A 23,608-nucleotide genomic window follows, 5' to 3' on the forward strand; every position below is an offset into this window, starting at 1 on the left:
ATCGCCGAAGCGAGTTCAGCGGCGCGATGTCCGCTGAAGAGGCCGTGCGTGTAACAAACCGCTTGCCCCCTGTCTAGCCCGTTTGATGCGGTTTTCGGCCTCGGATTGCAGATTTTAACGGGGCGCCTCCGCCGACCTCCTTCCCGTGCCTTCCCATCGTGTGAGTCGGATCCGGCGGAACGGTCAGGCTTTCCGATCATTGACATGGATTATGTCGACCGCCGCGCGTGAACGGCGGCAAGCGGGAGGCTGGCCCCATGAACGATGTGCCGAAGATCGAACCCTATCCTGGTCCTGCGGGCGGGTGGGGATCCCTCAAATCCGTCGAGACCATTCTGACGAGGGAGGGCCGGCTCGTCAGCGGCAATGCGATCCTGCTCAAGCAGAACAAGCCGGACGGTTATGCCTGCGTGAGCTGCGCCTGGGCCAAGCCGGCGGAGCCGCACCCGTTCGAATATTGCGAGAACGGCGCCAAGGCCACGGCGTGGGAGCTGACCACCAAGCGGGTGACACCCGAGTTCTTCAGCGAGCATACTCTCTCCGAGCTTAGAACCTGGACCGATCACGACCTTGAGGAAGCTGGACGCCTGACGCATCCCATGCGCTTCGACGCGGCCTCCGATACCTATGTTCCCGTAAGCTGGGACGACGCGTTCCACGAGATCGGCCAGGAGCTGAAAGGGTTCGATCCGCGCCAGGTGGTGCTCTATGCCTCCGGCCGAGCGTCCCTTGAAACGTCCTATATGTGGGCGCTGTTCGCCCGGCTCTACGGTACCAATAACCTGCCGGATTCCTCCAACATGTGCCACGAGAGCACCTCGGTGGCTCTCCCACAAAGCATCGGCGTTTCCGTGGGCACCGTGATCCTCGACGACTTCGAGAAAGCCGACTGCATCCTGTTCTTCGGCCAGAATGTCGGTACCAACAGCCCGCGCATGCTGCATCCCCTCCAGGACGCCTCGAAGCGCGGTGTCCCCATCATCACCTTCAATCCTCTGAAGGAGCGGGGTCTCGAGCGCTTCACCAATCCTCAGGCACCAACGGAGATGCTGACGGGATCTGAGACGCGCATCTCGTCGCAATATCACCAGGTCAAGATCGGTGGCGACATCGCGGCGCTCATGGGGATGGCCAAGGCCCTGATCGAAGCCGACGATAGAGCCCGGCAGGTCGCGAGCAGGCCCGTTCTCGACCATGCCTTCATCGCCGAGCACACCCATGGCTTCGAGGAATTCGCCCGGGCCGCCCGGCAGGCGTCGTGGCCCGAGCTGGAACGCCGCTCCGGCCTCCCTCAAACCACACTGGAAGCCGCGGCGAATGTCTATGCCCAGGCAAATGCGGTCATCGGTATCTACGGCATGGGGCTGACCCAGCACAAAGCCGGTGTCGAGAACGTGCAGATGCTCGTCAATCTGCTGCTCCTGCGCGGCAATATCGGCAAGCCGGGCGCCGGCATCTGCCCGGTGCGCGGGCATTCCAACGTGCAGGGACAGCGCACCGTCGGCATTGCGGAAAAGCCCGAGCTGGTGCCTCTCGACAAGCTCAAGGAGCAGTACGGTTTCGAGCCGCCGCGTTGGAAGGGCATGACCACGGTCGAGGTCTGCGAGGGCATCATCAAGGGCGAGGTGAAGGCCTTCGTGGCGCTCGGCGGAAACTTCGTGCGGGCTGCGCCGGAAACAGCAGCTTTGGAGGAGGCTTGGACACGCCTGCGCCTGTCAGTGCAGATCTCGACCAAGCTCAATCGCAATCACCTGATCCCGGGTGAGATTTCCTACATCCTCCCGTGCCTCGGGCGCATCGAGGTCGACGAACAGGAAACCGGGCCGCAGGCCGTTGCCGTCGAGGATTCGACGGCCTGCATCCACGGCTCCAAGGGCGTGGCGAAGCCCGCAAGTCCCGATCTTCTGTCGGAGCCGCGCATCATCGCGGAGATTGCGAAGGCGACATTGCCTGCAAACGACAAGGTTCCCTGGGATGAATGGGTGGCCGATTATGCTCTCGTTCGCGATGCGATCGAGGAAACCTATCCGGATGATTTCCGCGGCTTCAACGAGCGCATGTGGCAACCCGGCGGCTTCCATCGCCCCATCGCAGCCCGCGAGCGGCAATGGAAGACCAAGACGGGCAAGGCCAACTTCATCTCCCCCAAGAGCCTGGAAGCAGATCTCGGCATCGAGGAGCATGACCCTAATGTCTTCAGGCTCATGACAGTACGCTCCAACGATCAGTTCAACACGACAGTCTACGGCTATCACGACCGATTCAGAGGCGTTCGCGGCACCCGCATGGTGCTCTTCATGAACCGCAACGATATTGCTCGCCTAGAGCTGGCGGAGGGAGACCTCGTGACGCTGACGACCGCCGTCGATGATGGCGTCGTGCGTCAGGTGAGCGGATTGCGCATCACGCCCTACGAGATTCCCGAAGGCTGCTGTGCCTCTTATTATCCGGAGTGCAATCCACTGATCCCGGTCTGGCATCATGCGGATCAGAGCAAGGTGCCGGCTGCGAAATCCATTCCGATCCGCATCGATCTTCTGCAGCGCCAACAGCCGGAGGCGGCAGAATGACCCTGCACTTGTCGCCCATTATCAGCCTGCCGCGCATGAGCGTGGCACAGGATGCCTGTGCCTCCGGAGAACGCATTGTGCCGGAGGAAACGCCGATTGCTCTGACTTACAATGGATCGACCCATGCGGTGATGATGGCAAGCCCTTCCGATCTGGAAGATTTCGCTCTTGGCTTCAGCCTGTCGGAGGGGATCATTTCCGATCCCGCCGATCTTTTGTCGATGGACATTGTCGAGCACGATCTCGGATGCGAGATCAGGATGTGGCTGTCGGATCGCTGCGGTCGCGCCTACCGGGTACGCAGGCGCGCATTGGCAGGTCCTGTCGGTTGCGGCTTGTGTGGCGTGGAATCCCTGGCTGAGGCCGCTCGTCCTGTCGAGCCGGTCACAGGTCAACTTAGATTACCGCCTGCCGCCATCAAGGCGGCCATGGCCGACCTTTCCGAGGCTCAGCGCCTGAACAGGGAGGCGCGAGCCATTCATGCCGCGGCTTTCTGGCGTCCGGGGGAGGGCGTCGGCCGGCATAACGCGCTCGACAAGTTGGCCGGAGCCCTGGCTGGAGCATCGGAGACATGTTCCGACGGTCTGGTGCTGCTGACCAGCCGTGTCTCGGTCGAGATGGTGCAGAAGGCCGCCCGCATGGGTGCGCCGATCCTGGTTGCTATCTCCGCGCCCACGGCTTTGGCCGTCCGCGTGGCGGAGAGCTGCGGCATCACCCTGGTGGCAATCGCCCGGGGCGACGCCTTCGAGGTGTTCACCCATCCAGACCGCATCGACCTTCGAGCATTCTGAGGGAACGAAGCTGCGCTGAACCGATTGTGTCAACAGCGAAGCTTCATCTCGGGCGCAGTGCCTGATCAGGAAAGGTTACGCGGCACGGGCGATGGCGCAGCTCTTCACACCGGCGGCAACCACTCTGTTTCGGGTGGCCATCGTGCTCATTAGCTTAGGCGTCGTCGCTGCCGGCGTCATGGCCTATGTCTGGGCGCGCTCCGGCAGCACCTGGAATGTGGGCAAGCCGGCATCGCAGCCAGTCCCTTTCCGGCATGATCTCCATAGCGGATCGCTCGCCATCGATTGCCGCTATTGCCACTCGAGTGTGGAGCGTGCGGCCGATGCGGGCATGCCGTCCGCCCAGACCTGCATGTCGTGCCATTCGCAGGTGTGGGTGGGAGCAAGTGTCCTCGAACCGGTCCGATCGAGCTTCATCCTCGGTCAGCCGATCGAGTGGATCTCCGTTCATCGCCTGCCGGACTACGCTTATTTCCATCACGCCGTTCACGTGACCAAAGGGGTGGCCTGCGAGACGTGCCACGGGCGCGTCGATCAGATGCCGAAGACAGTGAAGACTGAGACCATGTCCATGGGCTGGTGCCTGGATTGTCATCGCGATCCCGTGCCGCAACTGCGACCACGAGAGGCCGTGTTCGAGATGGGTTACGAGCCGCACGGAAAGGACCTGCCGGAAGACGTGCGCGTGTTCTATCAGGAGGCATCGCGACGCCTCACCAGTTGCAACACGTGCCACCGGTAGACGCGATGCGTGAAGGAACGCCACTCGATCTCGACGCCGTGAAGGTCCGCCTCGCCACCGAGGAAGGGCCAAGACTCTGGCGCAGTCTGGAGGAACTGGCCGATAGGCCGGAGGTGCGCCGCTATGTGGAGGCCGAATTCCCGGACATCGTGCAGGCGTCCTCTATCGACCGGCGGACCTTGCTCCGGCTCATGAGCGCTTCTTTCGCGCTTGGAGGTGTTGCCGCCTGTAACGTCCGCACGGACGCACCGCTTCTGTCGCAGAGCCGCAACATGCCAGGCTACACGCCAGGCGCGCCGCTCACCATTGCCACATCGCTGCCTTTGAACGGCTACGGCCGGGGCGTTCTCGTCAAGGTGCAGGAGGGGCGGCCGATCAAGATCGAGGGAAATCCGCTCCATCCGGCAAGCCTCGGTGCAACGGATGTGTTCGCACAGGCCGACATCCTTTCCCTCTACGATCCGGACAGGTCCGACATGCCGGTTCAGAATGGCGCGGTACGAAGCTGGGAGGAACTCACGAGCTTCATCCGACCCGTGCGCAATGAAATGGTTGTGGCAGAGGGGCGGGGATTGCACATCCTGATGCCGCCGACCTCGTCGCCAACTCTGCAAAGGCTGACGGCACAGGCGCGGCAGCTCTTTCCCCACGCACGATGGCATGTGTTCGCGCCCATCGACGATGACAACAGGCGAGAAGCCGCCATGGCCGCGTTCGGGCGGGACCTCGATCTCGTCTACGACCTGACTCAAGCCGATACCATCGTCACCCTCGGCGGCGACTTGTTCGCCGAAGAACCGGGGCATCTGCGCTATGCGGCGGATTATCAGGCGCGGCGGAGAATGCAGGATCGCGCATTGCCGCGTCTCTATGCGGTCGAGACCCGGCCGAGCCTAGCCGGTGCTCGCGCGGACGAGCGTATTCCGCTGCGGCCGAGAGATTTCGACGCCTTCGTTCAAGCGCTCGCGGCTGCGCTCGGAACGGATTCCGCGCCTGTCTCTCCACCACATCCATCTGTCGCGAAGCTCGTGGACGCATTACGCCGCGCAGGCTCCCGCAGCCTTGTCGCGGCGGGGCGCGAGCAATCGGTGCGGGTTCATGCTCTCGTGCATGCGATCAATGCCGGCCTCGGCGCTTTCGGCACGACGATCCGCACCATCGAACCGGTCCGACCGATGGCGAGCGACATGGGCACGCTCGCGGATCTTGCACGGGCCATCGATGCCGGTGGGGTATCCCACGTCGTCATGCTTGGTGGCAATCCGGTCTATACCGCTCCGGCGGACATCGATCTGGCATCGCTCATCCGACGCGCGCCGCTGTCTCTGCATCTCGGCCAGCATCGCGACGAGACGGCTTCCGTCTGTCAATGGCACATCCCCGAAGCTCATCCGCTTGAAAGCTGGGGTGACCTGCGGGCCTTCGACGGCACGGTGGGTTTGCGTCAGCCTGCGACGATGCCGCTGAAGCCGGGATTGAGCGTGGAGGAGTTCCTCGGTCTCATGGCGGGGCAGAATCTCCATGGACATGCCCTCGTTCAGGCGACGTGGCGCGGGGCCTGGGACGAGGACTTCGAGGAGCGCTGGGCGCGCTCGCTCGAAGATGGCGCGATCGAGGGATCGGCTTTACCGGCTATCGATGTCACCGTGCGATCCGATTGGAATGTCGAGCCTGCCGCTCCTTCTTCATCGGGTGGCATCGACGTGGCCGTCGCTCCCGATCCGTCCATCTGGGATGGCTCCTACGCGAACAATGGCTGGCTGCAGGAATTGCCGAAGCCTTTGACGAAGCAGGTCTGGGGCAACGCGGCACTCATCGCGCCGGAGACGGCCGCCGTCTTCGGCCTGTCGTCGGGCGATGGCATCGATCTCACGGTCGAAGGGCGTGTTGTCCGTGCGCCCGTCTGGATCTTGCCGGGCCATGCGCCAGGTGCGGTGACGCTGACCCTGGGCTATGGCCGCAAGCTCGCTGGCAGGATCGGCAACGGCATCGGATTCGATGCCTACGCGGTGCGTCCCTCGCGGCAGCCCTGGATCGCTGTGGGCGAGATCAGGAAGGTCGGTGAGCGGATCCCGGTCATTTCCACACAGCAACACCATTCGCTGCAGGGCCGCGACATCGTCCGGGTCGTGACGCCCGATCAGGCTCCCGCTCTGGAGCGAACGGATCATCCCTCGCTCTATCCGGAATGGCCTTATGATGGCCATGCCTGGGGCATGGCGATCGATCTTGATGCCTGCATCGGCTGCAATGCCTGCGTCATTGCCTGTCAGGCCGAGAACAATATCGCCGTCGTCGGTCCGGAGGAGGTGGCGAAGGGGCGCGAGATGCATTGGCTGCGGATCGATCGCTACCATGCCGGCGATCCTGCCAATCCCGACACCTATTTCCAGCCCGTGCTCTGCATGCATTGCGAGAAGGCACCCTGCGAGGTCGTGTGCCCGGTCAACGCCACGGTGCACTCGTCGGAGGGGCTCAACGACATGGTCTATAACCGCTGCATCGGCACGCGGACCTGCTCGAACAATTGCCCTTACAAGGTGCGGCGCTTCAACTTCATCGATTATCAGGGAACGGATTACAGCGCCTCTGCCGATGCCATGAATCCCCAGGTGACGGTTCGGGATCGCGGCGTCATGGAGAAATGCACCTACTGCATCCAACGCATCGGCACAGCTCGCGCCGGCGCGCGCGTCGAGGGCCGCCGCCTGCGCGACGGTGAGATCATTACGGCTTGCCAGCAATCCTGCCCGACGCAGGCCATCGTATTCGGCGATGTGAACGATCCCGACAGCGCCGTGAGTCGGCTCAAGCGGAACCCGCACAATTATGCGCTGCTCGGCGAACTGAACACGAAGCCACGCACCACCTATCTCGCCCGCATCGAATCCCCATTGGAGAACGGGTAGCCCGATGACCAGCGAGGCCCAAGCCGTTACGAGCACGGTCGCGGAGGTTCCGCTCACCCGCCGCTTCGGCTGGATGTGGTGGATCGCGCTCCTAGCCTCCGCCGCGCTCGTGCTGCTCCTCGGCTATACGCTGGTGTCCGTCACGATCATCGGGGTGGGCGTCTGGGGCGTGAACATTCCCTTCGTGTGGGGCTTCGACCTCATCAACTACGCCTGGTGGATCGGCATCGCCAATGGCGCGAGTCTCTTCGCGGCCATCCTGGTGCTGCGTCGGCACGATCTGCGCACGGCAGTCAATCGCTTCGCGGAGGGCGTGGCATTCTTCGCCGTGATCTGTGCGGGAATCTTCCCGATCTTCCATCTCGGGCGTCCCTGGCTGTTCTACTGGGTGTTTCCCTATCCTGCGACCTTCGAGGTCTGGCCACAGTTCCGCAGCACCCTGACCTGGGATTTCTGGGCCATCAGCACCCATGCCATCGTCACGAGCCTGCTCTGGTATGTCGGCCTCATTCCCGACCTCGCGACCCTGCGTGACCGGGCCCGCCGCAGGACATCGAAGCGCATCTACGGTGTTCTTGCGTTGGGCTGGCGCGGTTCCCTGCGCCATTGGGCCTATCACCAACGTGCCTATCGCCTCGTCGCCATCCTGGTGCTACCGCTGATCCTCATCATGCAGAGCACAGTGGCCTTCGAATTCGCCGTGACACTGGTGCCCGACTGGCACGAGACGCGCCAACCGCTTCACTTCGTGGCCACCGGCCTGGCCCAGGGCCTGTCCATCGTTCTCCTCGTCGCCATGCTGCTGCGCTGGGGCCTGCGGCTGGGGCGTTACATCGATGAAAGCGATATCGATCTTCTGGGCAAGCTCGTCCTCGCGAGCGCTCTGGTGTCGGGCTATCTCTATCTTGACGAGATTGCTTCGGCCCTTCTCGCGGATCGATTGACGCAGGAAGCCATGTTCAACCGCATGATTGGCGACTACGCGGGTCTTTACTGGACGGCTGTCGTCTACAGCGTCGTGATCCCGCAGCTTCTCTGGCTGAAGGCTGCGCGGCAAAGCACCATCGCGGGAGTCTTTGTCGGCTTCTCTATCGGTATCGGCATCTGGTTCGACCGGTATTCCATCATCATCGGCGGGCTCCAGACCGATCATCTGCCGTCAGTCTGGCGAACTTACACGCCGACCCTTGCGGAGACAGGACTCTTTCTCGGAACCGTCGGCCTGTTCGCGGCTCTTCTCTTATTGTTCGTGCGCTTTCTCCCCGTAGTCTCCATGTTCGAGACCCGGCATGACGAGCATCTGGAGAAGTCCTCATGACGCAGCGCCTCTATGGCATCATGGCCGAATTCAGGAAACCAGAAGCCTTGGTGGAGGCCGTCAGGGCGGCGAAACGTGTCGGGTTCAACAAACTCGAAGTGTTCAGCCCGTTTCCGCTGTCCGACCTTGCGGAAGAGCTTGGGATCCACACGACCATCATTCCCTGGATCGCGTTCGTTGCGGCGCTGATCGGCGCCGGAATCCAGTATGGCTCCCAGTACTGGATGAACGCGGTTGATTATCCCTTGAATGTCGGCGGTCGCCCTCTCGACAGCTGGCCCGCCTTCATTCCATCCACCTTGATCGTCGCCATTCTGTGGGCGGGCGCGGCGGCGTTGATCGGCCTGCTTCTGATTCTACGCTTGCCGCGATTGCACCATCCGGTCTTCGAGGTGCACGGCTTCGAACGAGCTTCCAACGACCGGTTCTTCCTCTGCATTCTCAGCGAGGATCCGCTTTTCGAGAGCGAAGCCACGCGAAACTTCCTGGAGGCATTGTCGCCGCAGATCGTGCGGGAGGTTCCCGCATGCGATTAGCGGCGGCCACCATCGCTGCCTTTCTTCTAGCGGCCTGCGATACCGGCACGGAGCAGCGGGATGCCGTCGCCTCGACCCGCGCCATTCAAAGGCCGTATCTGCCCGTTCCTCCAGGCACCATCGCCAGGGGCACGGCGGCACGGCAGGCCGCTCTTGCAGCACCAGGGCCGGAGGTGACGCAAGAGCTCATGGCACGGGGCGAAGAACGGTTCCGCGCTTTCTGCTCCCCATGCCATGGCGCCAGCGGGCGCGGCGATGGAACGGTGGTCGCACGTGGCTTCCCGCCACCGCCCTCCTATCATGAGGAGCGCCTGCTCGCGCTTGCACCGGAGCAGATCGTGCAGGTGATCACCCACGGCAAGGGCCGCATGTTCCCATACGCGGACCGCGTGCTCCCGGAGGAGCGCTGGGCCATCGCCCATTACGTCAAAACCTTGCAGGCCCGTGAGTCCGGCGCGGCTCCGGAGGCGACGCACCCATGAATACGATGGAAATTTTCTATATCGTATTCGTGTCCCTGTCCGGGGTCGCGATGGGCAGCCTCGCGGCGCTCATGATCGGCCATCTCATGGACGAGCATTGGCTTGCTCACGTGCGGGCGGAGATCGAGGCCGCGGCGCTGACGCTGCCCCTGCTGCTTCTTCTTGGCATTCCTCTCGCCTTCGGTCTCGCAGAGCTTTTTCCGTGGGTTACCGGGCGAGCGGGTCTGCCGCCACTGCGGGCAGCCTTTCTGAGCCCTGCCTTCTATCTCGCGCGAAGTGTCGGCTATCTTGCGGTCTGCGCTGGGCTGGCATTCTGGCTGATCCGGACGCGACATGTACGCCGCGCCAGCGCCATTGGCCTGGCTCTTCTAACGCCTGTCATGAGTTTTGCCGCTTACGACTGGGTTCTGTCGCGTGAGCCGCATTGGTGGTCGAGTCTGTTCGGCTTTGCCTTCGGCCTGAGCCAGGTTCTCGCCGCCCTGGCCATTGCGATTCTCGTGACCATGCTCAAGCCGAGGCATGCTTCGCCGAAGCGCATGAAGAGCCTTGAGCGTGCTTTGCTGACGCTCGCCTTGCTCACGGTCTGGACATGGTTCGCGCAGTTCCTGATCGTCTGGCTCGCCAATCTGCCGGATGGCGCCGAGTGGTATCTGAGGCGTTCCGATACGGAAAGCCTCGCTCTTCTCAAGGTCTCATATGGCCTGATGCTGGTTGCAATCGTCGTGCTGGTTCCCTCAGGCGTGAGCCGCATCGGCATGATCGTTGGAAGCGCACTCGCTCTCCTGCACCATGGAACGCATATCATCTGGATCCTTCAGCCCAGGGCTGAGCCCTCCTGGTTCGATCTCGGTCTCATCGCCATCCTCGCCGTTCTCTGGATCGTAGCCCTCGCGATCGTCATGCAGCTTCGTCCCACCTACGCGGAGGAAGGAGCAGCCGAGCCCTAACTTTTCGCGTCTGGCCCTGTGGTCTGATTCGGGACGATGCGGCGTGTCCGGGGCTCCGTCTCCGACGGAGTGAGCGCCGGCTCCGGGAGATCGACCGCCGTCTCCTCGCCGCGGAGCGGAAGCGGCGGCTCCGGGGGATAGACCCGGGCCCCGCTATCGCCGAGGGTATAGAGATAGCTCGCGATATGGCGGGCTTCGGCCTCCGTCACGCCCTGTGACGGCATGCCGGTGCTGGGCTTCAGCGCCACGGGATCGACCAGCCACGCGATCAGGTTCTGCGGCGTGTTCGGCAGGAATCCGGCGAGAAGGTGCTGCTGTGCATAGTCCTTCAGTTCCGGGCCGACCCGGCCTCTCGCACCTCTGGCCCCGCTGATCGCGTGGCAGGTGCCGCAGCCATACGATTGGATCAAGGCACGCCCCTGCTTGGGGTCTCCGCCCTCGATGTGCGACGCAACGAATTTCTCCTGCGGGTCGCTGCATGCGGCCAGTCCTGCAACGGCGGTGATGATTGCGATGCGGAGGAGTATGTGCCCGATCATGAACTTTGCTTGACGAGGTCCGATGTGGCAACCGGCAACGGCTTCCTCCGTTCCCGTCCTGGCGGCGTCACGAGCCTGAGTGTCATGATCAATCCGGCGATGAGATAGATCCCGCACATGGGAAGGGACATGATCGCGCCCGCCAATTGCTGATCTTCCAACGCGGTCAAACCCCACTTGGCCGTATCTGGCGTGTGATACAAAGCCTCGCGCGCGAAGCTGAGGAGCGCACTGAGCAATCCGCTCTGCAAAAGCGTGACGAAGCATGCGATCAGTGCCGCCACCGCTGCTTCACGTCCTGTCCTTGCCTTGATGATGCCGCGCCAGAACAGCAGCGCGGTGCCGAAGAACATGAGGTGTTCCAGCCAGTGGATGAAGTCGGAGGCAACGGCGGCATCGAAGAGCGTCGGGCTGTGCCAGACCCACAGGGTCGCCATATGGATCATCGCTGCCGAGACCGGTCTTGCACAGGGCGCAAGGAAGGCGAGGGTCGATCTCATCGGTCCGTTGCGAGCCAGTCCGCGCCGCCAGTGCTCGGGCAGCGCCCAGAGCCACACGACCTCCGGCTTGCCGAGAACGAGGAGTGGCGGCGCAACGGCGATCAGAAGAATGTGCTGGACCATGTGAGCCGAGAGAAGCGGCTTGGAGAGGCCCTCAAGCGGGGAGAGAAGGGCGATGACCAGCATCGTGATCCCCACGGTGAAACTGAGGATCTGCGGCATGCCGAATCCCGGCAGAAGGCGCCCGAGGCTTCGCCGCAGACGCCATACGCCGAGGGCGAACATGACGCTTGAAACAATGAGCGGGATCGTGACCAGTGGATCGGCCGCCCAGGAATGCCAAAGGTCCCCAGGGCCGTGAGGTGCCGTCCCATGGGCGAGGGCAGGGCAGCTGAACAGAAGGACGGCTAATCCAGTGACGAGGCTGAGCCCGTGTCTTCTGTGTCGGCTGGGTGATATTTCGAGGGAACCAACGCTCACGGCCAAGCTTATCCGTTCAATGCATGCAAGACCGATGTAGGGCGAATGGAACTCGAGGCGACCCGGCACAGCCTGCGATGGTGGCTGCGCACCTGGACGAGGTGTGTGAATGCGATTGCCTGTGTCCTGGCCCTTGCGGGTTGCAGCGGCGTGCAATCGGCGCTCGATCCGGCGGGTGGTGATGCTCTTCGGATCTATTGGCTTACCGTCATCATGACGGCGGGGGCCATCCTCATCTTCCTTGTTGTTACGAGTCTCGTGCTTTATGCGGTCTTTGCCCCGCCCGAGCGGAGGGCCTGGCTCGGAAGCCGCCGGACCATCGTCTATGGTGGATTGGCCTTTCCGATCGTCGTGCTGTCGATGCTTCTGCCCTACGGCCTGATCGTCATGCGCGACACGGATGTTCCGGTTAGGGGCGCGCTTCCCATCGAGGTAATCGGCGAGCAATATTGGTGGCGGGTGAAATATTCGGCCGAGCGCGGACAGCCCGAGTTCTCGACGGCGAACGAAATCGTCGTTCCCATCGGGCGGCCCATTGCCGTTTCTGTCACCGCGGCCGATGTGATCCACAGCTTCTGGATTCCGAATTTCGGTGGCAAGATCGACATGATCCCGGGCCGCATCAACCGGCTCAACTTCACGGCCGAACGGCCCGGTGTCTATCGCGGCGTCTGCGCCGAATTTTGCGGCGACCAGCATGCGCGCATGGCCTTCGATGTTGTGGCGATGGAGCCGGTCGCCTTCGATGCCTGGAGAGCAGCGCAGGCCAAGCCTGCTGCGGAGCCGGACCTTCCGCTTCTCGTGCGTGGCCGCGAACTCTTTCGCATGGGCGGATGCGGATCCTGCCATGTGGTGCGTGGAACCGAGGCCAATGGGTGGTTCGGCCCCGACCTGACTCATGTGGGCAGCCGCCGCACCATCGGGGCAGGCCAGTTTCCCAATAACATCGGCACGCTCGCCGGCTGGATCGCCAACACGCAGCACATCAAACCAGGAGCGCGAATGCCGTCCTATGGCTCGTTCACGGGGGAGGATCTGCGGGCATTGGCCGGTTATCTGGAGAGCTTGAAATGAACGCACCCGAGCGCCCCAGATCCTTCGAGCCGCGGCAGCCCGAGCTCCCCAATTCGCTGCCGCGCCCCGAAGGCGAGTTCGAGGCACTCAAGAAAACGTGGGAATCCCCGCGCGGTCTCAGCTTCATCACGGACGTCAACAACACCTATGTCGGTATATGGTATGTCGGCACCGCGTTCCTGTTCTTCATCCTGGCGGGCATCCTCGCGCTGATCATGCGCGCGCAGCTGGCGGTTCCGGAAAGCGACCTCGTCGGCCACGATCTCTACAACCAGCTCTTCACCATGCACGGCACGGTGATGATGTTCCTCTTCGCCGTTCCCGCCGTGGAGGCGGCGAGCGTCTATCTCCTGCCGAACATGCAGGCGGCGCGCGACCTGCCGTTTCCTCGCCTCTCGGCCTATGCCTTCTGGGCCTATTTCGTCGGCGGCCTCGTCTTCTTCGGCACGATCTTCTTCGGTCTCGCACCCAATGGCGGCTGGTTCATGTATCCGCCCCTCACGGGAACCAAGTACTCGCCCGCCGACAACGCGGATTGGTGGCTCCTCGGCATCGGCTTCATCGAGATCTCCGCCATCGCGGGCGCCATCGAGATCATCGTCGGTGTCATGAAGACGCGCGCGGTCGGCATGAGCCTCGACAAGCTGCCGGTCTATTCATGGGCTATGCTGGTCTTCGCCGTCATGATCGTCATCGGTTTCCCGGCGATCATCCTTGGCACGCTGCTGTTGGAGATGGAGCGCGCCTTCGACTGGCCGTTCTTCATTGCCGAGAGGGGTGGGGATCCGCTCCTGTGGCAGCACCTGTTCTGGTTCTTCGGACATCCGGAGGTCTACATCATCTTCCTGCCGGCGACCGGCATGGTGTCGATGATCGTTCCGACCATGGCGCAGACGCCGCTCGTCGGCTACCGCCTGATCGTGCTCGCGCTCGTCGCGACCGGCTTTCTGTCCTTCGGCCTGTGGGTGCACCACATGTTCGCGACGGGGTTGCCGAAGATGTCCTTGAGCTTCTTTTCGGCGGCCAGCACCGCGGTGGCGGTGCCGAGCGGCATCCAGGTCTTCGCCTGGATAGCCACCATCGCGTCGGGGCGCATGAAGCTGACAACGCCCTCGCTCTTCATCATCGGCTTCCTGTTCATCTTCACGCTGGGCGGCCTCACCGGCGTGATGGTCGCGATGGCGCCTTTCGACTGGCAGGCGCATGACAGTTACTTCGTCGTGGCGCACCTGCATTACGTACTCATCGGTGGCATGGTGTTTCCGCTCTTCGCCGCCTTCTATTACTGGATACCCGTGGCGAGCAAACATGCTCTGTCCGAGCAGTTCGGGCGTTGGGTGTTCGGCCTCATGTTCCTTGGTGTGAACGTGACCTTTCTGCCGATGCACATCACCGGCCTGATCGGCATGCCCCGGCGCGTTTACACCTATCCGGTCGGTATGGGATGGGACGCGCTCAATCTCGTCTCCACCATCGGCGCCTTCATGATCGCGGCCGGCGTCACGATCTTCGTCTACGATCTCGCCCGTAAGTTCCGGTTCGCGAGCGAGGACAATGCCGGCAATGTCTGGAATGCCGGCACTCTCGAATGGCTGCCGAACGGCAATTATGCCACGCGCAGCATTCCATCCGTCGTCAGCCGCGATCCTCTATGGGATCAGCCGAACCTGCCGAAGGACGTGGAGGATGGCCGCTATTACATGCCCGGCACGGTCACGGGCGGGCGCGAGGCGCTGGTGACGAGCCCGTTCGATGCGCGCCCGCAATATATCCTGCAGATCCCTGGTCCCGGATGGCAGCCTTTGCTCGCCGCTGTGTTCACGGCAGCGTTCTTTCTGCTCCTGACTGTCAAGATGGTGTTCCCGTCGGCGATCTGCGGTGTGCTTGCAATCGGCTTCGTGATCTGGTGGCTGTGGGAGACTGACCCCGGCCCGATCCGCCCACCGGCCGATATCGGCGGCGGCGTCGTTCTCCCGGTCTATGTCACCGGGCCCATGAACCATTCATGGTGGGCGATGATCGTCCTCATGGTCGTCGCCGGTATGGTCTTCACCTGCCTGATCTTCTCCTATCTCTTCCTGTGGCTCGTAAATCCCGGCGCCTGGCCGCCCCAAGGCGTCCAACTGCCCGAACGGATCTGGCCCTTCCTTGCCGCCGCTCTCTACGTCGTCAGCGCCGCGCTCATCGCCTATGCCAGCCGCTCTTTGCGAGGAGATGACCGTCACAGTCCACGCTCCGTACCGCTTCTCATCGCCGTAGCGCTCCTGTTTGTCGGCGGCGCGTCGGCGGTCGATCTCTGGGCGCAGCGGCAATCGGCCTTAAGCCCATCGACCCATGCCTATGGCGCCGCCGTCTACGCCATCGTGTCGTTGCAAATCTTCTTCGTGCTGACGACGCTCCTCATGGGGGGCTACACGATTGCCCGCTGGCTTGCCGGCAAGCTCGACAGCGTTCGCCGCACGACCTTCGATAACACGATGCTGTTTTGGTACTACACGGTCGGCCAGGGCCTTGTCGGTCTCACGGTCGTCTATAGTTTCCCGCACCTGACGGGGGGCCTTTAGCATGACCGGACGGACAGGACAGGTCATGCTCATGCTGGCCGGTCTTATCGCATGGGCAATCCAGTTCACGCTCATTTATGGCGCGACATCGACATTGTGCGGCCGCGAATGGGCAGGCGCGACGATGCTCTGGATGGGCAACGTCCAGGCGATCATTCTTGCCACCACTATCCTGGCTTTCGTCGTCACCACCATCGCATTGGCATGGTCTCTGCGGACACATGCGCAGATAGGGGATCAAACCTCCACAGCAGATCGTTTCATGACTTACACGGGCGCCCTGATCAACGGCTTCTCGCTTCTCGTGATCCTGTGGCAGGGGATTCCGGCCCTCATCCTTCCGGCCTGTGCATAGAATTTTGATACCACGGGGTCATACGATGATCGACTGGCAGGAAATGTTCGTACCCGTTCACTCGATCACCGAGATGATCGTGCGCGGGACAGTGACCTACATCATGCTGTTCCTGATCATGAGGTTTCTGCTCAAGCGGCAGACGGGCGTGATCGGGGTCGCAGACCTTCTCGTGATCGTTCTCATCGCCGATGCGGCGCAGAATGCGATGTCGAGCGATCACAAGTCGATCACCGAGGGAGGCGTTCTCGTTCTTACCATCGTCTTCTGGAACTATGCCATCGACTGGCTCGGCTTCCACTTCCCCGCATTCCAGCGCTTCACCCGTCCCCCGCCGCTTCTGCTGATCGACAACGGCAAGATGCTGCCCCGGAACATGCGGCAGGAGATGATCACGACGGAAGAGCTCAACAGTGAACTTCGACAGCAGGGCATCGAGCACTGCTCCGATGTGAAAAAAGCCTATATCGAGGGCGATGGAACGATCAGCATCATTCGGAAAGACAAGGCCGAGACCGGAGAGAGCACTGAGTCGCTGAAGGGAATAAGCTAAACCCTCAGACGATACCTCCACCACCGCCGATTACGGCCGGACGCTCCGCTGCTATAGCCTGCCGATAGCCGCTGGCGCGGTAGGCAGCAATCGGATCGATGGCACCGCCGGCCTGCAGGCGCGCCATCGCCAGAATCGGTTCGACATCGATCCGGTAGGCTGCCTTGAGGGTCTCCGAGGCCATGAGGGCATCATTGTCGTTCTGGTAGCCTTCAAGGGCCTTGCGGTTCACGAGAAGCGCCTGGGCATAGGCGCGGCGGATCTCGTTGGCGCTGCGGATCAGGCTCTCGATCGGATCGGTCACATTGTGTGATTGGTCGATCATATGGGCCGGGTGGAAGCCTATAGCCCCACGATGTTCGGCATCCGCCAGCTCGTTGAAGACGAGGAAAAGGCGATGGGGATCGATGGTGCCGGTGTCGAGATCATCGTCGCCGTATTTTGAATCGTTGAAATGGAAACCGCCGAGTTTCTTGAACTGAATCAGGCGGGCGACGATCATCTCGATATTGACGTTCGGCGCGTGGTGGCCGAGATCGACGAGGCAATAGGCCTTGTCGCCGAGTTCCGTCGCGATCAGGTAATTGGTGCCCCAATCCTGCACGACGGTGGAATAGAAGGCCGGCTCGTACATCTTGTGCTCGGAGAAGATGCGCCAATCCTCCGGCAACCGCTTGTAGATCGCCTTCATGGCATCGAGATAGCGTTCGAAACTCCGGGTGAAGTTCGTCTGTCCCGGAAAGTTCGAACCGTCGCCGATCCACACCGTCAGCGCCTTGGAGCCGATGGCCTGTCCGATCTCGATGCACTCGATATTGTGCTCGATGGCCTGCTGGCGCGTTGCCGCATCGGTGTGGCTCAGAGAGCCGAACTTGTAGCTCTTCTCCTGGCCTGACGCATCGGAGAAGGTATTGGAATTCATGGCGTCGAAGCCGAGTCCCAGCGCATCGCCATGGGTCTTGAGCCGCCTCGGATCGTCGACCTTGTCCCATGGGATATGCAACGAGACGGTCGGCGTCGCACGGGTGAGCTGGTGGATCACGGCGCAATCGTCGAGCTTGTCGAAGATGTTGCGCGGCTCGCCGATGCCGGGAAAGCGCGCGAACCGCGTGCCCCCGGTGCCGACGCCCCAGGAGGGAACAGCCACGAAGAACTGTGCAGCCTTGCGCGTGACGGCATTGATATCGATGCCGTCACGCGCAAGCTTGGCACCCAGAGCATCGTAATCCGCCTTCAAGGCGCTCATGCGCTTCTCGTTGTCGGCGGAGACGATCTCTCCCGCAATCCTTTGTTCGGTCATGGCGTCCTCCCTGGAGCATCGGACCCAAAAGTGGACTTGCACTTTTAGGATCCAATCCGATGCTCAATTCCTTAAGCAGCGCATCGTTCGAAGCGGACCTCTGGGTCCGCACGATGCGCTAGTGCACAGCTTATCGCGTGAACGATGTCGCGTTGCCTGCATCCACATTGATGATGTTGCCGGTCGACTTCGCGGACAGATCGGAGGCGAGGAAGTAGATCGTCTCGGCGATGTCCTCCGGGAAGACGTTGAGCTTCAACAGGGAGCGCTTGCGGTAATGCTCCTCCAGCTCGTCGACGGCGAGCTTTGAAGACGCTGCACGCTGTTCACGCCACTCGCCGGTCCAGATCTTGGAGCCGCGCAGCACCGCGTCCGGGTTGACGGTGTTCACGCGAATGCCTGCATCGGCTCCTTCCAGCGCCAGACAGCGGGCAAGGTGGATTTCCGCGGCCTTGGCGGTGCAATAGGCCGATGCGTTGGGCGAGGAGGCAAGGCCGTTCTTCGACGAGACGAAGACCACATTGCCGCCGAGCTTCTGGCGCCGGAACAGCCGGAAGGCCTCCCGCGAGACAAGGAAATAGCCTGTTGCGAGAATGTCGATGTTGCGGTTCCACATCGCGAGATCGGTGTCCTCCACCGGAGCCGAGGAGGCGATGCCGGCATTGGACACCAGGATGTCGATGCCGCCGAATTCGACGCTGGCCTCGACGAAGGACGAGAGCACTTCCGGCTCGCTTGTGACGTTGAGTTTCACGCCGCGCACCACGTCCTGCCCAAAGCGCTTGGAGAAATCCTCCACCGTTGTGGTCAGCGAGTCCTGGTCGATATCTGCCAGCACCACGCAGGCGCCTTCGCCCACCAGCCGCTCGGCCGTGGCACGGCCGATGCCGCCGGCGCCGCCGGTGATGAAAGCCACGCGGCCCGCGAGGCTCTTCGGCTTCGGCATGCGCTGGAGTTTGGCTTCCTCAAGCAGCCAGTATTCGATGTCGAAAGCTTCCTGCTCGGGAAGGCCCTGATACTCTGACACCGTGGAAGCGCCGCGCATCACGTTGATGGCGTTGACATAGAACTCGCTGGCGATGCGCGCCGTCGCCTTGTCACGGGCGAAGGACAGCATGCCGACGCCAGGGATCAGGAAGATCACCGGATTGGGATCGCGCATCTTCGGGCTGTTTGGATGCTTCGACTGCTCGTAGTAGCGCGCGTAGTCGGCGCGATAGGCCTCGAGCGCCGCATCGAGGCCGGCTAGTACCTTATCGACGTCAGGCGTCTTCGGATCGAAGGCGAGGACGAGAGGGCGGATCTTCGTACGCAGGAAGTGGTCAGGGCAGCTGGTTCCGAGCTGGGCGAGGGGATTCAGGTTGGCGGAATTGACGAATTCCAGCACCGCGTCCTGATCGTCGAAATGACCGAGCTTGCGCTCCGCCTGGCCGATCTTGCCGCGGATCTCCGGCATGAGACGCGCTGCGATCTTGCGGCGCTCGTCTCGCGAGAGGCTGGAAGTAACGGCACCGCCGAAGGCCGGCTTTCCTGCGGTCCTCTCGGCAAACCATTGGATGGCCTGATTGATGATGCGCAGCGTCAGCGCGTAGCATTCCTTCGCGTCGTCGGCCCAGGTGAAGAGGCCGTGGCTTTCGAGCACCACGCCCTTCGCCTTGGGATTGGCCTTGGCGAAAGCTTCGAGATCGAGACCGAGCTGGAAGCCGGGGCGGCGCCAGGGCAGCCATCCGATCTCGTCGCCGAAGATCTCCTTCGTCAATTCACGGGAATTCTTGGAGGCCGCAATCGCGATGATGGCGTCCGGGTGCATGTGATCGACATGCTTGTAGGGGAGGAAGCCGTGGAGCGGCGTGTCGATCGAGGCTGCACGCGTGTTGAGGTTGAAGGTGGCATGAGGGAGAAAACCGACCATGCGGTCTTCGTCCTCGACGCCTTTATAGAGAGTCTTCAGCGACCGCAGCTTGTCCATATAGAGCGTCGCAAAGCCGTCGAGCTTGATCGTGCCGACGTCGCCGCCCGAGCCCTTGACCCAGAGAACCTCGACCTTTTCGCCTATCAGCGGATCGATCTCGATCACCTTCGCCGAGGTGTTGCCGCCGCCGTAATTGGTGATCCGCTTATCGGCGCCGAGAAGATTGGAGCGGTAGAGCAGGAGACCCGGCTCATCGAGCTTGGCCGCCTTCGCGTCATCCCAGTGATTTTCGAGGAGTTTGACGGCTTGGGTCGCGGTGTCCACGGTTTCCTCCTGTCCGCTCGTGAGGCGCACACGCCCCGGATTTGAGCCGAAAGGTGACGGGAGCCCCGGTTCTTGTCAACCAGGAAACGATCAAATTTGATCAATAATGATCATGATACCAAGGTGGTATGATGATATTGATTGACTGTGATCGGTTAGATGCGCAGTCTACGGCCATAGCTTGCGTGAATCTGAAAGGTATTTGATCCTTCCGATCAACGTCGATCTGCCTTGTTGAGGACCCATGCACGAACGTGAAAGGCACCGGATCATCCTGAGCGCCGTCCAGGAGAAGCCGGTCGCAACAGTCCAGGATCTTGTGGAACTGACTTCCGCCTCGGAAGCCACGATCCGCCGCGATATCGCGGCCCTGCACGTTCAAGGGCGCCTGCGCCGCGTCCGCGGAGGAGCGGAGGCACTCCATCCAGCTCAGATCGGAAGTCTGGCCGCCAAGCCGTTTCGCGTGTCGGAAAGCGAGAACATCGCGAAGAAGCGGGCTATTGCCCGGGAGGCCGTGGCTTTGTGCACTGAGGGTGACGCCATCATCATCAATGGCGGCACCACGACGTTTCAGATGGTGCATTATCTGACCGCTCGCCGGTTGCAGGTGTTTACGAATTCCTTCGCCATCGCCGAGCACCTCGTGAAACATTCCAAGAACCAGGTGATGCTGCCGGGCGGCTCGATCTATCGCGACCAGAGCATCATTCTTTCGCCGTTCGAGAATGACGTGACGCGCAATTTCTATGCGCGGCGCATGTTCATGGGCGCCCAAGGCGTCGGCGCGCTCGGCGTCATGGAGCAGGATGCCCTGATCATCCAGGCCGAGCAGAAGCTGATCAATCAGGCCGACGAGCTGGTGCTGATGGTGGATTCCACCAAGTTCCAGCGCCGCTCCAGCCTCATCCTTTGTCCCCTCGACCGTGTCTCCACGCTAATTACCGATGACGCCATCCTGGATTCGGCCAGGACCATGATCGAGAATGCCGGAATCAAACTGATCATCGCCGGAACGACGGCCGCCGATCAGTCTGTGGAATCCTCATCGGCGGCCTGAGAGCCGGCGAGAGGTGTTTGAAAAGGGAGGAAGAACATGAAGGCATTTGCAAAGCTTGCCCTCGGCACGGCGCTGGGCCTGGCTCTCTTCGCCGGTTCCGCAAGCGCTCAGAATGTGAAGATCGGTCTCTTGGTGAAGTCCCTCGGCAACGGCTTCTTCGAGGCCGCCAACAAGGGTGCGCAGGAGGCGGCGAAGGAGCTCGGCGGCGTCGAGGTCATCTATACCGGACCGACGACCACCACGGCCGAAGGGCAGATTGAGGTGATCAACGCCCTCATCGCTCAGCGCGTCGACGCGATCGCGATCTCGGCCAACGATCCCGATGCGGTCGTTCCGGCGCTGAAGCGGGCGGCGCAGCGCGGCATCAAGGTGATCTCCTGGGATTCCGCCGTCGGCAAGGACGGGCGGATCGTGCACCTCAACCCGTCGTCGAACGAGCTCATCGGCAACATGTGCCTGAAGCTCGCCGCATCCCATCTGCCGGACGGCAAAGGCGATTTCGCGATCCTGTCTGCCACCTCCACCTCGACCAACCAGAACACCTGGATCGCCGAGATGAAGAAGCAGCTTCCGAAATATCCCGGGCTCAACCTCGTCACCACCGTCTATGGCGACGATCTGGCGGACAAGAGCTATCGTGAAGCGCAAGGCCTGCTGAAGTCGCATCCGAACGTGAAGGTGATCGTCGCTCCGACGACGGTCGGTGTGCTCGCCGCCTCGCAGGTAGTGAAGGATGCCGGCAAGATCGGGCAGGTCTATGTGACGGGCCTCGGGCTTCCCTCCGAGATGGCCGGTGCGGTTCATTCCGGCGCGACGAAGGAATTCGCGATCTGGAACCCGATCGACCTCGGCTATTCCGCCACGCAGATCGCCTATCGTATAGTCAAAGGGGAAACCGACGGCAAGCCCGGTTCCGAGATCAATGCCGGCCGCATGGGCAAGATCAAGATCGGCGACAACGGCGAGGCCGCGATGGCCGATCCCTTCGTCTACGACAAGAAGAACGTCGACGAATTCGCCAAGATCTTCTGAGATCGTAAAGCCACTCGGAGAGAGGGCGCGGATAGCTGCGTCCTCCTTGCACTCATCGGCACTTGGCAGGGTTTCCCATGTCCGTGGCTCAAGCGGTTCCCGAGGTCCAGACTCCGCTTCTGGAGATGCGCGGAATTTCCAAGTCGTTTCCCGGAGTGAAGGCGCTCGATCATGTGGACGTCGCGCTCTATCCCGGAACGGTGACGGCGTTGATCGGCGAGAATGGCGCGGGCAAATCGACGCTCGTCAAGATCCTGACCGGTATCTATCAGCCGGATGGCGGTGAGATTGTCGTCGATGGCGTTTCCGTGCATTTCGCCAATGCCGAGGCGGCGATCCGGAGCGGCATTACGGCAATCCATCAGGAAACCGTGCTCTTCGACGAGCTCTCGGTCGCCGAGAACATCTTTCTCGGTCATGCGCCGAGAAACCGGCTGGGTCTCGTCAATTGGGGAGCCATGAACGCGCGCGCCGCGGCCCTGCTCACCTCCATCGATGCACCGATCAGCCCCTATACGCGCCTGAAGGACCTCTCGATCGCGCATCGGCATCTGGTCGCCATCGCGCGGGCGCTGTCCGTCGAGGCCCGCGTCGTCATCATGGACGAGCCGACGGCTGCGCTCTCTTACAAGGAGGTGGAGGATCTCTTCCAGATCATCGAACGGCTGAAGAAGCAGGGCAAGGCAATCCTCTTCATCAGCCACAAGTTCGAAGAGGTCTATCAGATTGCCGAACGATTCGTGGTGTTCCGCGACGGGCGCTCCATCGGTTCCGGTCTGCTGGCACAGACCGGGCAGGACGAGATCGTCCGCATGATGGTCGGCCGTTCCGTCGAGCATGTGTTTCCAAAGGTAGATGTTGCGATCGGGAATACCGTTCTGAAGGTTTCCGGCTACTCGCATCCGACGGAATTCGACAACATCTCCTTCGACCTGCGGCGCGGAGAAATCCTAGGCCTCTATGGGTTGGTCGGAGCAGGGCGCTCGGAATTCTGCCAGGCACTGTTCGGCATCACCCGTCCCAGCGCCGGAGTAATCGAACTGGAAGGACACAGGATCGACATCCGCTCTCCGGCGGATGCCACGACCGCTGGCATCGTATATGTGCCCGAAGAGCGTGGCCGTCATGGTGTCGTTCTGCAGATGCCGATCTTCCAGAACATCTCCATGGCGACGCTCGATCGCACGACCAGGGCTGGCTTCCTGCGTCAGGCAGAAGAATTCGCCTTGGCCCGGCGCTATGCCGAGCGGCTGGACCTTCGCGCCGCAGCGCTCTCCGTTCCTGTCGGCACCCTGTCCGGCGGCAATCAGCAGAAGGTGGTGATCGGAAAGTGGCTCGCCACCAAGCCGAAGGTCATCATCCTGGATGAGCCCACGAAAGGAATCGACATCGGCTCAAAGGCCGCGGTGCATGCCTTCATGAGCGAGCTCGCAGGCGAGGGGCTGAGCGTCATCATGGTCTCGTCCGAACTGCCTGAAGTCTTAGGAATGTCCGACCGCGTATTGGTAATGCGCGAGGGACGAATGGCCGGCCTGTGGGAGCGCGGCAGCTTCGATGCCGAGACGCTGGTGCGCGCCGCCACGGGTAACATGTGACCTCGCGGGATAAGGAATCTGGAACCGA

General features: G+C 62.1%; 19 protein-coding genes. 15 read left to right on the plus strand and 4 right to left on the minus strand.

Annotated elements, in window-relative coordinates; translation table 11 throughout:
* Positions 1–257: 257 nt before the first annotated feature.
* The 8 genes from ACS5Q1_RS00110 (at position 258) to ACS5Q1_RS00145 (ending at position 10,295) form a co-directional block, all read left to right on the plus strand.
* On the plus strand, positions 258–2,570 hold the full coding sequence (locus ACS5Q1_RS00110; RefSeq protein WP_473096283.1) for an FdhF/YdeP family oxidoreductase: 2,313 nt from the start codon (positions 258–260) through the stop codon (positions 2,568–2,570).
* On the plus strand, positions 2,567–3,361 hold the full coding sequence (fdhD, locus tag ACS5Q1_RS00115) for a formate dehydrogenase accessory sulfurtransferase FdhD (RefSeq protein ID WP_473096284.1): 795 nt from the start codon (positions 2,567–2,569) through the stop codon (positions 3,359–3,361). The genes ACS5Q1_RS00110 and fdhD overlap by 4 nt, the downstream gene beginning before the upstream one ends.
* A 91-nt stretch (positions 3,362–3,452) precedes the next feature.
* Positions 3,453–4,103 carry a cytochrome c3 family protein gene (locus ACS5Q1_RS00120; RefSeq protein WP_473096285.1) on the plus strand — a complete coding sequence of 217 codons (651 nt, stop codon included), beginning with the start codon at positions 3,453–3,455 and terminating at the stop codon, positions 4,101–4,103.
* A gap of 5 nt (positions 4,104–4,108) precedes the next feature.
* The gene (locus ACS5Q1_RS00125; RefSeq protein ID WP_473096286.1) at positions 4,109–7,012 is read left to right on the plus strand and encodes a TAT-variant-translocated molybdopterin oxidoreductase; all 2,904 of its coding nucleotides are present in this window, start codon (positions 4,109–4,111) and stop codon (positions 7,010–7,012) included.
* Positions 7,013–7,016: 4 nt separating this feature from the next.
* Positions 7,017–8,330: an NrfD/PsrC family molybdoenzyme membrane anchor subunit gene (nrfD, locus tag ACS5Q1_RS00130; RefSeq protein ID WP_473096287.1), complete on the plus strand. Its 1,314-nt coding sequence runs from the start codon at positions 7,017–7,019 to the stop codon at positions 8,328–8,330.
* On the plus strand, positions 8,327–8,866 hold the full coding sequence (locus ACS5Q1_RS00135) for a DUF3341 domain-containing protein (RefSeq protein ID WP_473096288.1): 540 nt from the start codon (positions 8,327–8,329) through the stop codon (positions 8,864–8,866). The genes nrfD and ACS5Q1_RS00135 overlap by 4 nt, the downstream gene beginning before the upstream one ends.
* On the plus strand, positions 8,857–9,348 hold the full coding sequence (locus ACS5Q1_RS00140; RefSeq protein ID WP_473096289.1) for a c-type cytochrome: 492 nt from the start codon (positions 8,857–8,859) through the stop codon (positions 9,346–9,348). The genes ACS5Q1_RS00135 and ACS5Q1_RS00140 overlap by 10 nt, the downstream gene beginning before the upstream one ends.
* Positions 9,345–10,295 (plus strand): hypothetical protein, encoded by a 951-nt coding sequence (locus tag ACS5Q1_RS00145; protein ID WP_473096290.1) that lies wholly within the window; start codon positions 9,345–9,347, stop codon positions 10,293–10,295. The genes ACS5Q1_RS00140 and ACS5Q1_RS00145 overlap by 4 nt, the downstream gene beginning before the upstream one ends.
* Here ACS5Q1_RS00145 and ACS5Q1_RS00150 read toward each other — a convergent pair.
* Both ACS5Q1_RS00150 and ACS5Q1_RS00155 read right to left on the minus strand, forming a co-directional pair.
* A complete protein-coding gene (locus ACS5Q1_RS00150; RefSeq protein WP_473096291.1) occupies positions 10,292–10,834 on the minus strand; it encodes a c-type cytochrome in 543 nt (180 codons plus the stop codon). The two genes, ACS5Q1_RS00145 and ACS5Q1_RS00150, sit on opposite strands and share 4 nt — an antisense overlap.
* Positions 10,831–11,814, minus strand: a complete 984-nt coding sequence (locus ACS5Q1_RS00155) for a cytochrome c oxidase assembly protein (RefSeq protein WP_473096292.1) — start codon at positions 11,812–11,814, stop codon at positions 10,831–10,833. The genes ACS5Q1_RS00150 and ACS5Q1_RS00155 overlap by 4 nt, the downstream gene beginning before the upstream one ends.
* Positions 11,815–11,859: 45 nt before the next feature.
* Between ACS5Q1_RS00155 and coxB the strand changes: the two genes are divergently transcribed.
* From coxB to ACS5Q1_RS00175, 4 genes are read left to right on the plus strand one after another with little or no spacing between them, the layout of a single operon-like run.
* Positions 11,860–12,888, plus strand: coding sequence for a cytochrome c oxidase subunit II (gene coxB / locus ACS5Q1_RS00160; protein WP_473096293.1), 1,029 nt, complete (start codon positions 11,860–11,862; stop codon positions 12,886–12,888).
* The gene (locus ACS5Q1_RS00165) at positions 12,885–15,452 is read left to right on the plus strand and encodes a cbb3-type cytochrome c oxidase subunit I (RefSeq protein ID WP_473096294.1); all 2,568 of its coding nucleotides are present in this window, start codon (positions 12,885–12,887) and stop codon (positions 15,450–15,452) included. The genes coxB and ACS5Q1_RS00165 overlap by 4 nt, the downstream gene beginning before the upstream one ends.
* 1 nt (position 15,453) lies before the next feature.
* Entirely contained in the window at positions 15,454–15,807 is a 354-nt protein-coding gene (locus tag ACS5Q1_RS00170) for a hypothetical protein (protein WP_473096295.1), read from the plus strand.
* Between the two features lie 25 nt (positions 15,808–15,832).
* The gene (locus ACS5Q1_RS00175) at positions 15,833–16,360 is read left to right on the plus strand and encodes a DUF421 domain-containing protein (RefSeq protein WP_473096296.1); all 528 of its coding nucleotides are present in this window, start codon (positions 15,833–15,835) and stop codon (positions 16,358–16,360) included.
* Between the two features lie 4 nt (positions 16,361–16,364).
* Here the strand turns inward: ACS5Q1_RS00175 and rhaI are convergent, their stop codons facing one another.
* Positions 16,365–17,660, minus strand: coding sequence for an L-rhamnose catabolism isomerase (gene rhaI, locus ACS5Q1_RS00180; protein ID WP_473096297.1), 1,296 nt, complete (start codon positions 17,658–17,660; stop codon positions 16,365–16,367).
* Positions 17,661–17,790: 130 nt separating this feature from the next.
* Entirely contained in the window at positions 17,791–19,896 is a 2,106-nt protein-coding gene (locus ACS5Q1_RS00185; RefSeq protein WP_473096298.1) for a bifunctional rhamnulose-1-phosphate aldolase/short-chain dehydrogenase, read from the minus strand.
* A gap of 244 nt (positions 19,897–20,140) precedes the next feature.
* On the opposite strand from ACS5Q1_RS00185, the gene ACS5Q1_RS00190 reads away from it, so the two are divergent.
* The 3 genes from ACS5Q1_RS00190 to ACS5Q1_RS00200 all read left to right on the plus strand — a co-directional run bounded on the left by ACS5Q1_RS00190 (position 20,141) and on the right by ACS5Q1_RS00200 (position 23,580).
* Entirely contained in the window at positions 20,141–20,953 is an 813-nt protein-coding gene (locus ACS5Q1_RS00190) for a DeoR/GlpR family DNA-binding transcription regulator (protein WP_473096299.1), read from the plus strand.
* A 36-nt stretch (positions 20,954–20,989) separates the two neighbouring features.
* Positions 20,990–21,985, plus strand: coding sequence for a rhamnose ABC transporter substrate-binding protein (gene rhaS, locus ACS5Q1_RS00195; protein ID WP_473096300.1), 996 nt, complete (start codon positions 20,990–20,992; stop codon positions 21,983–21,985).
* Positions 21,986–22,062: 77 nt separating this feature from the next.
* On the plus strand, positions 22,063–23,580 hold the full coding sequence (locus ACS5Q1_RS00200; RefSeq protein WP_473096301.1) for a sugar ABC transporter ATP-binding protein: 1,518 nt from the start codon (positions 22,063–22,065) through the stop codon (positions 23,578–23,580).
* Positions 23,581–23,608 lie beyond the last annotated feature (28 nt).

Source organism: Microvirga sp. GN3 (genome assembly GCF_055792825.1).

Bases quoted from the DNA above. Each gene is read 5' to 3' on its own strand.
- ACS5Q1_RS00140 (WP_473096289.1), top strand. From the start codon at position 8,857: ATGCGATTAGCGGCGGCCACCATCGCTGCCTTTCTTCTAGCGGCCTGC.
- rhaI (WP_473096297.1), bottom strand. From the start codon at position 17,660: ATGACCGAACAAAGGATTGCGGGAGAGATCGTCTCCGCCGACAACGAG.
- nrfD (WP_473096287.1), top strand. From the start codon at position 7,017: ATGACCAGCGAGGCCCAAGCCGTTACGAGCACGGTCGCGGAGGTTCCG.
- coxB (WP_473096293.1), top strand. From the start codon at position 11,860: ATGGAACTCGAGGCGACCCGGCACAGCCTGCGATGGTGGCTGCGCACC.
- ACS5Q1_RS00170 (WP_473096295.1), top strand. From the start codon at position 15,454: ATGACCGGACGGACAGGACAGGTCATGCTCATGCTGGCCGGTCTTATC.
- ACS5Q1_RS00135 (WP_473096288.1), top strand. From the start codon at position 8,327: ATGACGCAGCGCCTCTATGGCATCATGGCCGAATTCAGGAAACCAGAA.
- ACS5Q1_RS00190 (WP_473096299.1), top strand. From the start codon at position 20,141: ATGCACGAACGTGAAAGGCACCGGATCATCCTGAGCGCCGTCCAGGAG.
- fdhD (WP_473096284.1), top strand. From the start codon at position 2,567: ATGACCCTGCACTTGTCGCCCATTATCAGCCTGCCGCGCATGAGCGTG.
- rhaS (WP_473096300.1), top strand. From the start codon at position 20,990: ATGAAGGCATTTGCAAAGCTTGCCCTCGGCACGGCGCTGGGCCTGGCT.
- ACS5Q1_RS00175 (WP_473096296.1), top strand. From the start codon at position 15,833: ATGATCGACTGGCAGGAAATGTTCGTACCCGTTCACTCGATCACCGAG.
- ACS5Q1_RS00150 (WP_473096291.1), bottom strand. From the start codon at position 10,834: ATGATCGGGCACATACTCCTCCGCATCGCAATCATCACCGCCGTTGCA.
- ACS5Q1_RS00110 (WP_473096283.1), top strand. From the start codon at position 258: ATGAACGATGTGCCGAAGATCGAACCCTATCCTGGTCCTGCGGGCGGG.
- ACS5Q1_RS00145 (WP_473096290.1), top strand. From the start codon at position 9,345: ATGAATACGATGGAAATTTTCTATATCGTATTCGTGTCCCTGTCCGGG.
- ACS5Q1_RS00125 (WP_473096286.1), top strand. From the start codon at position 4,109: ATGCGTGAAGGAACGCCACTCGATCTCGACGCCGTGAAGGTCCGCCTC.
- ACS5Q1_RS00165 (WP_473096294.1), top strand. From the start codon at position 12,885: ATGAACGCACCCGAGCGCCCCAGATCCTTCGAGCCGCGGCAGCCCGAG.
- ACS5Q1_RS00120 (WP_473096285.1), top strand. From the start codon at position 3,453: ATGGCGCAGCTCTTCACACCGGCGGCAACCACTCTGTTTCGGGTGGCC.
- ACS5Q1_RS00200 (WP_473096301.1), top strand. From the start codon at position 22,063: ATGTCCGTGGCTCAAGCGGTTCCCGAGGTCCAGACTCCGCTTCTGGAG.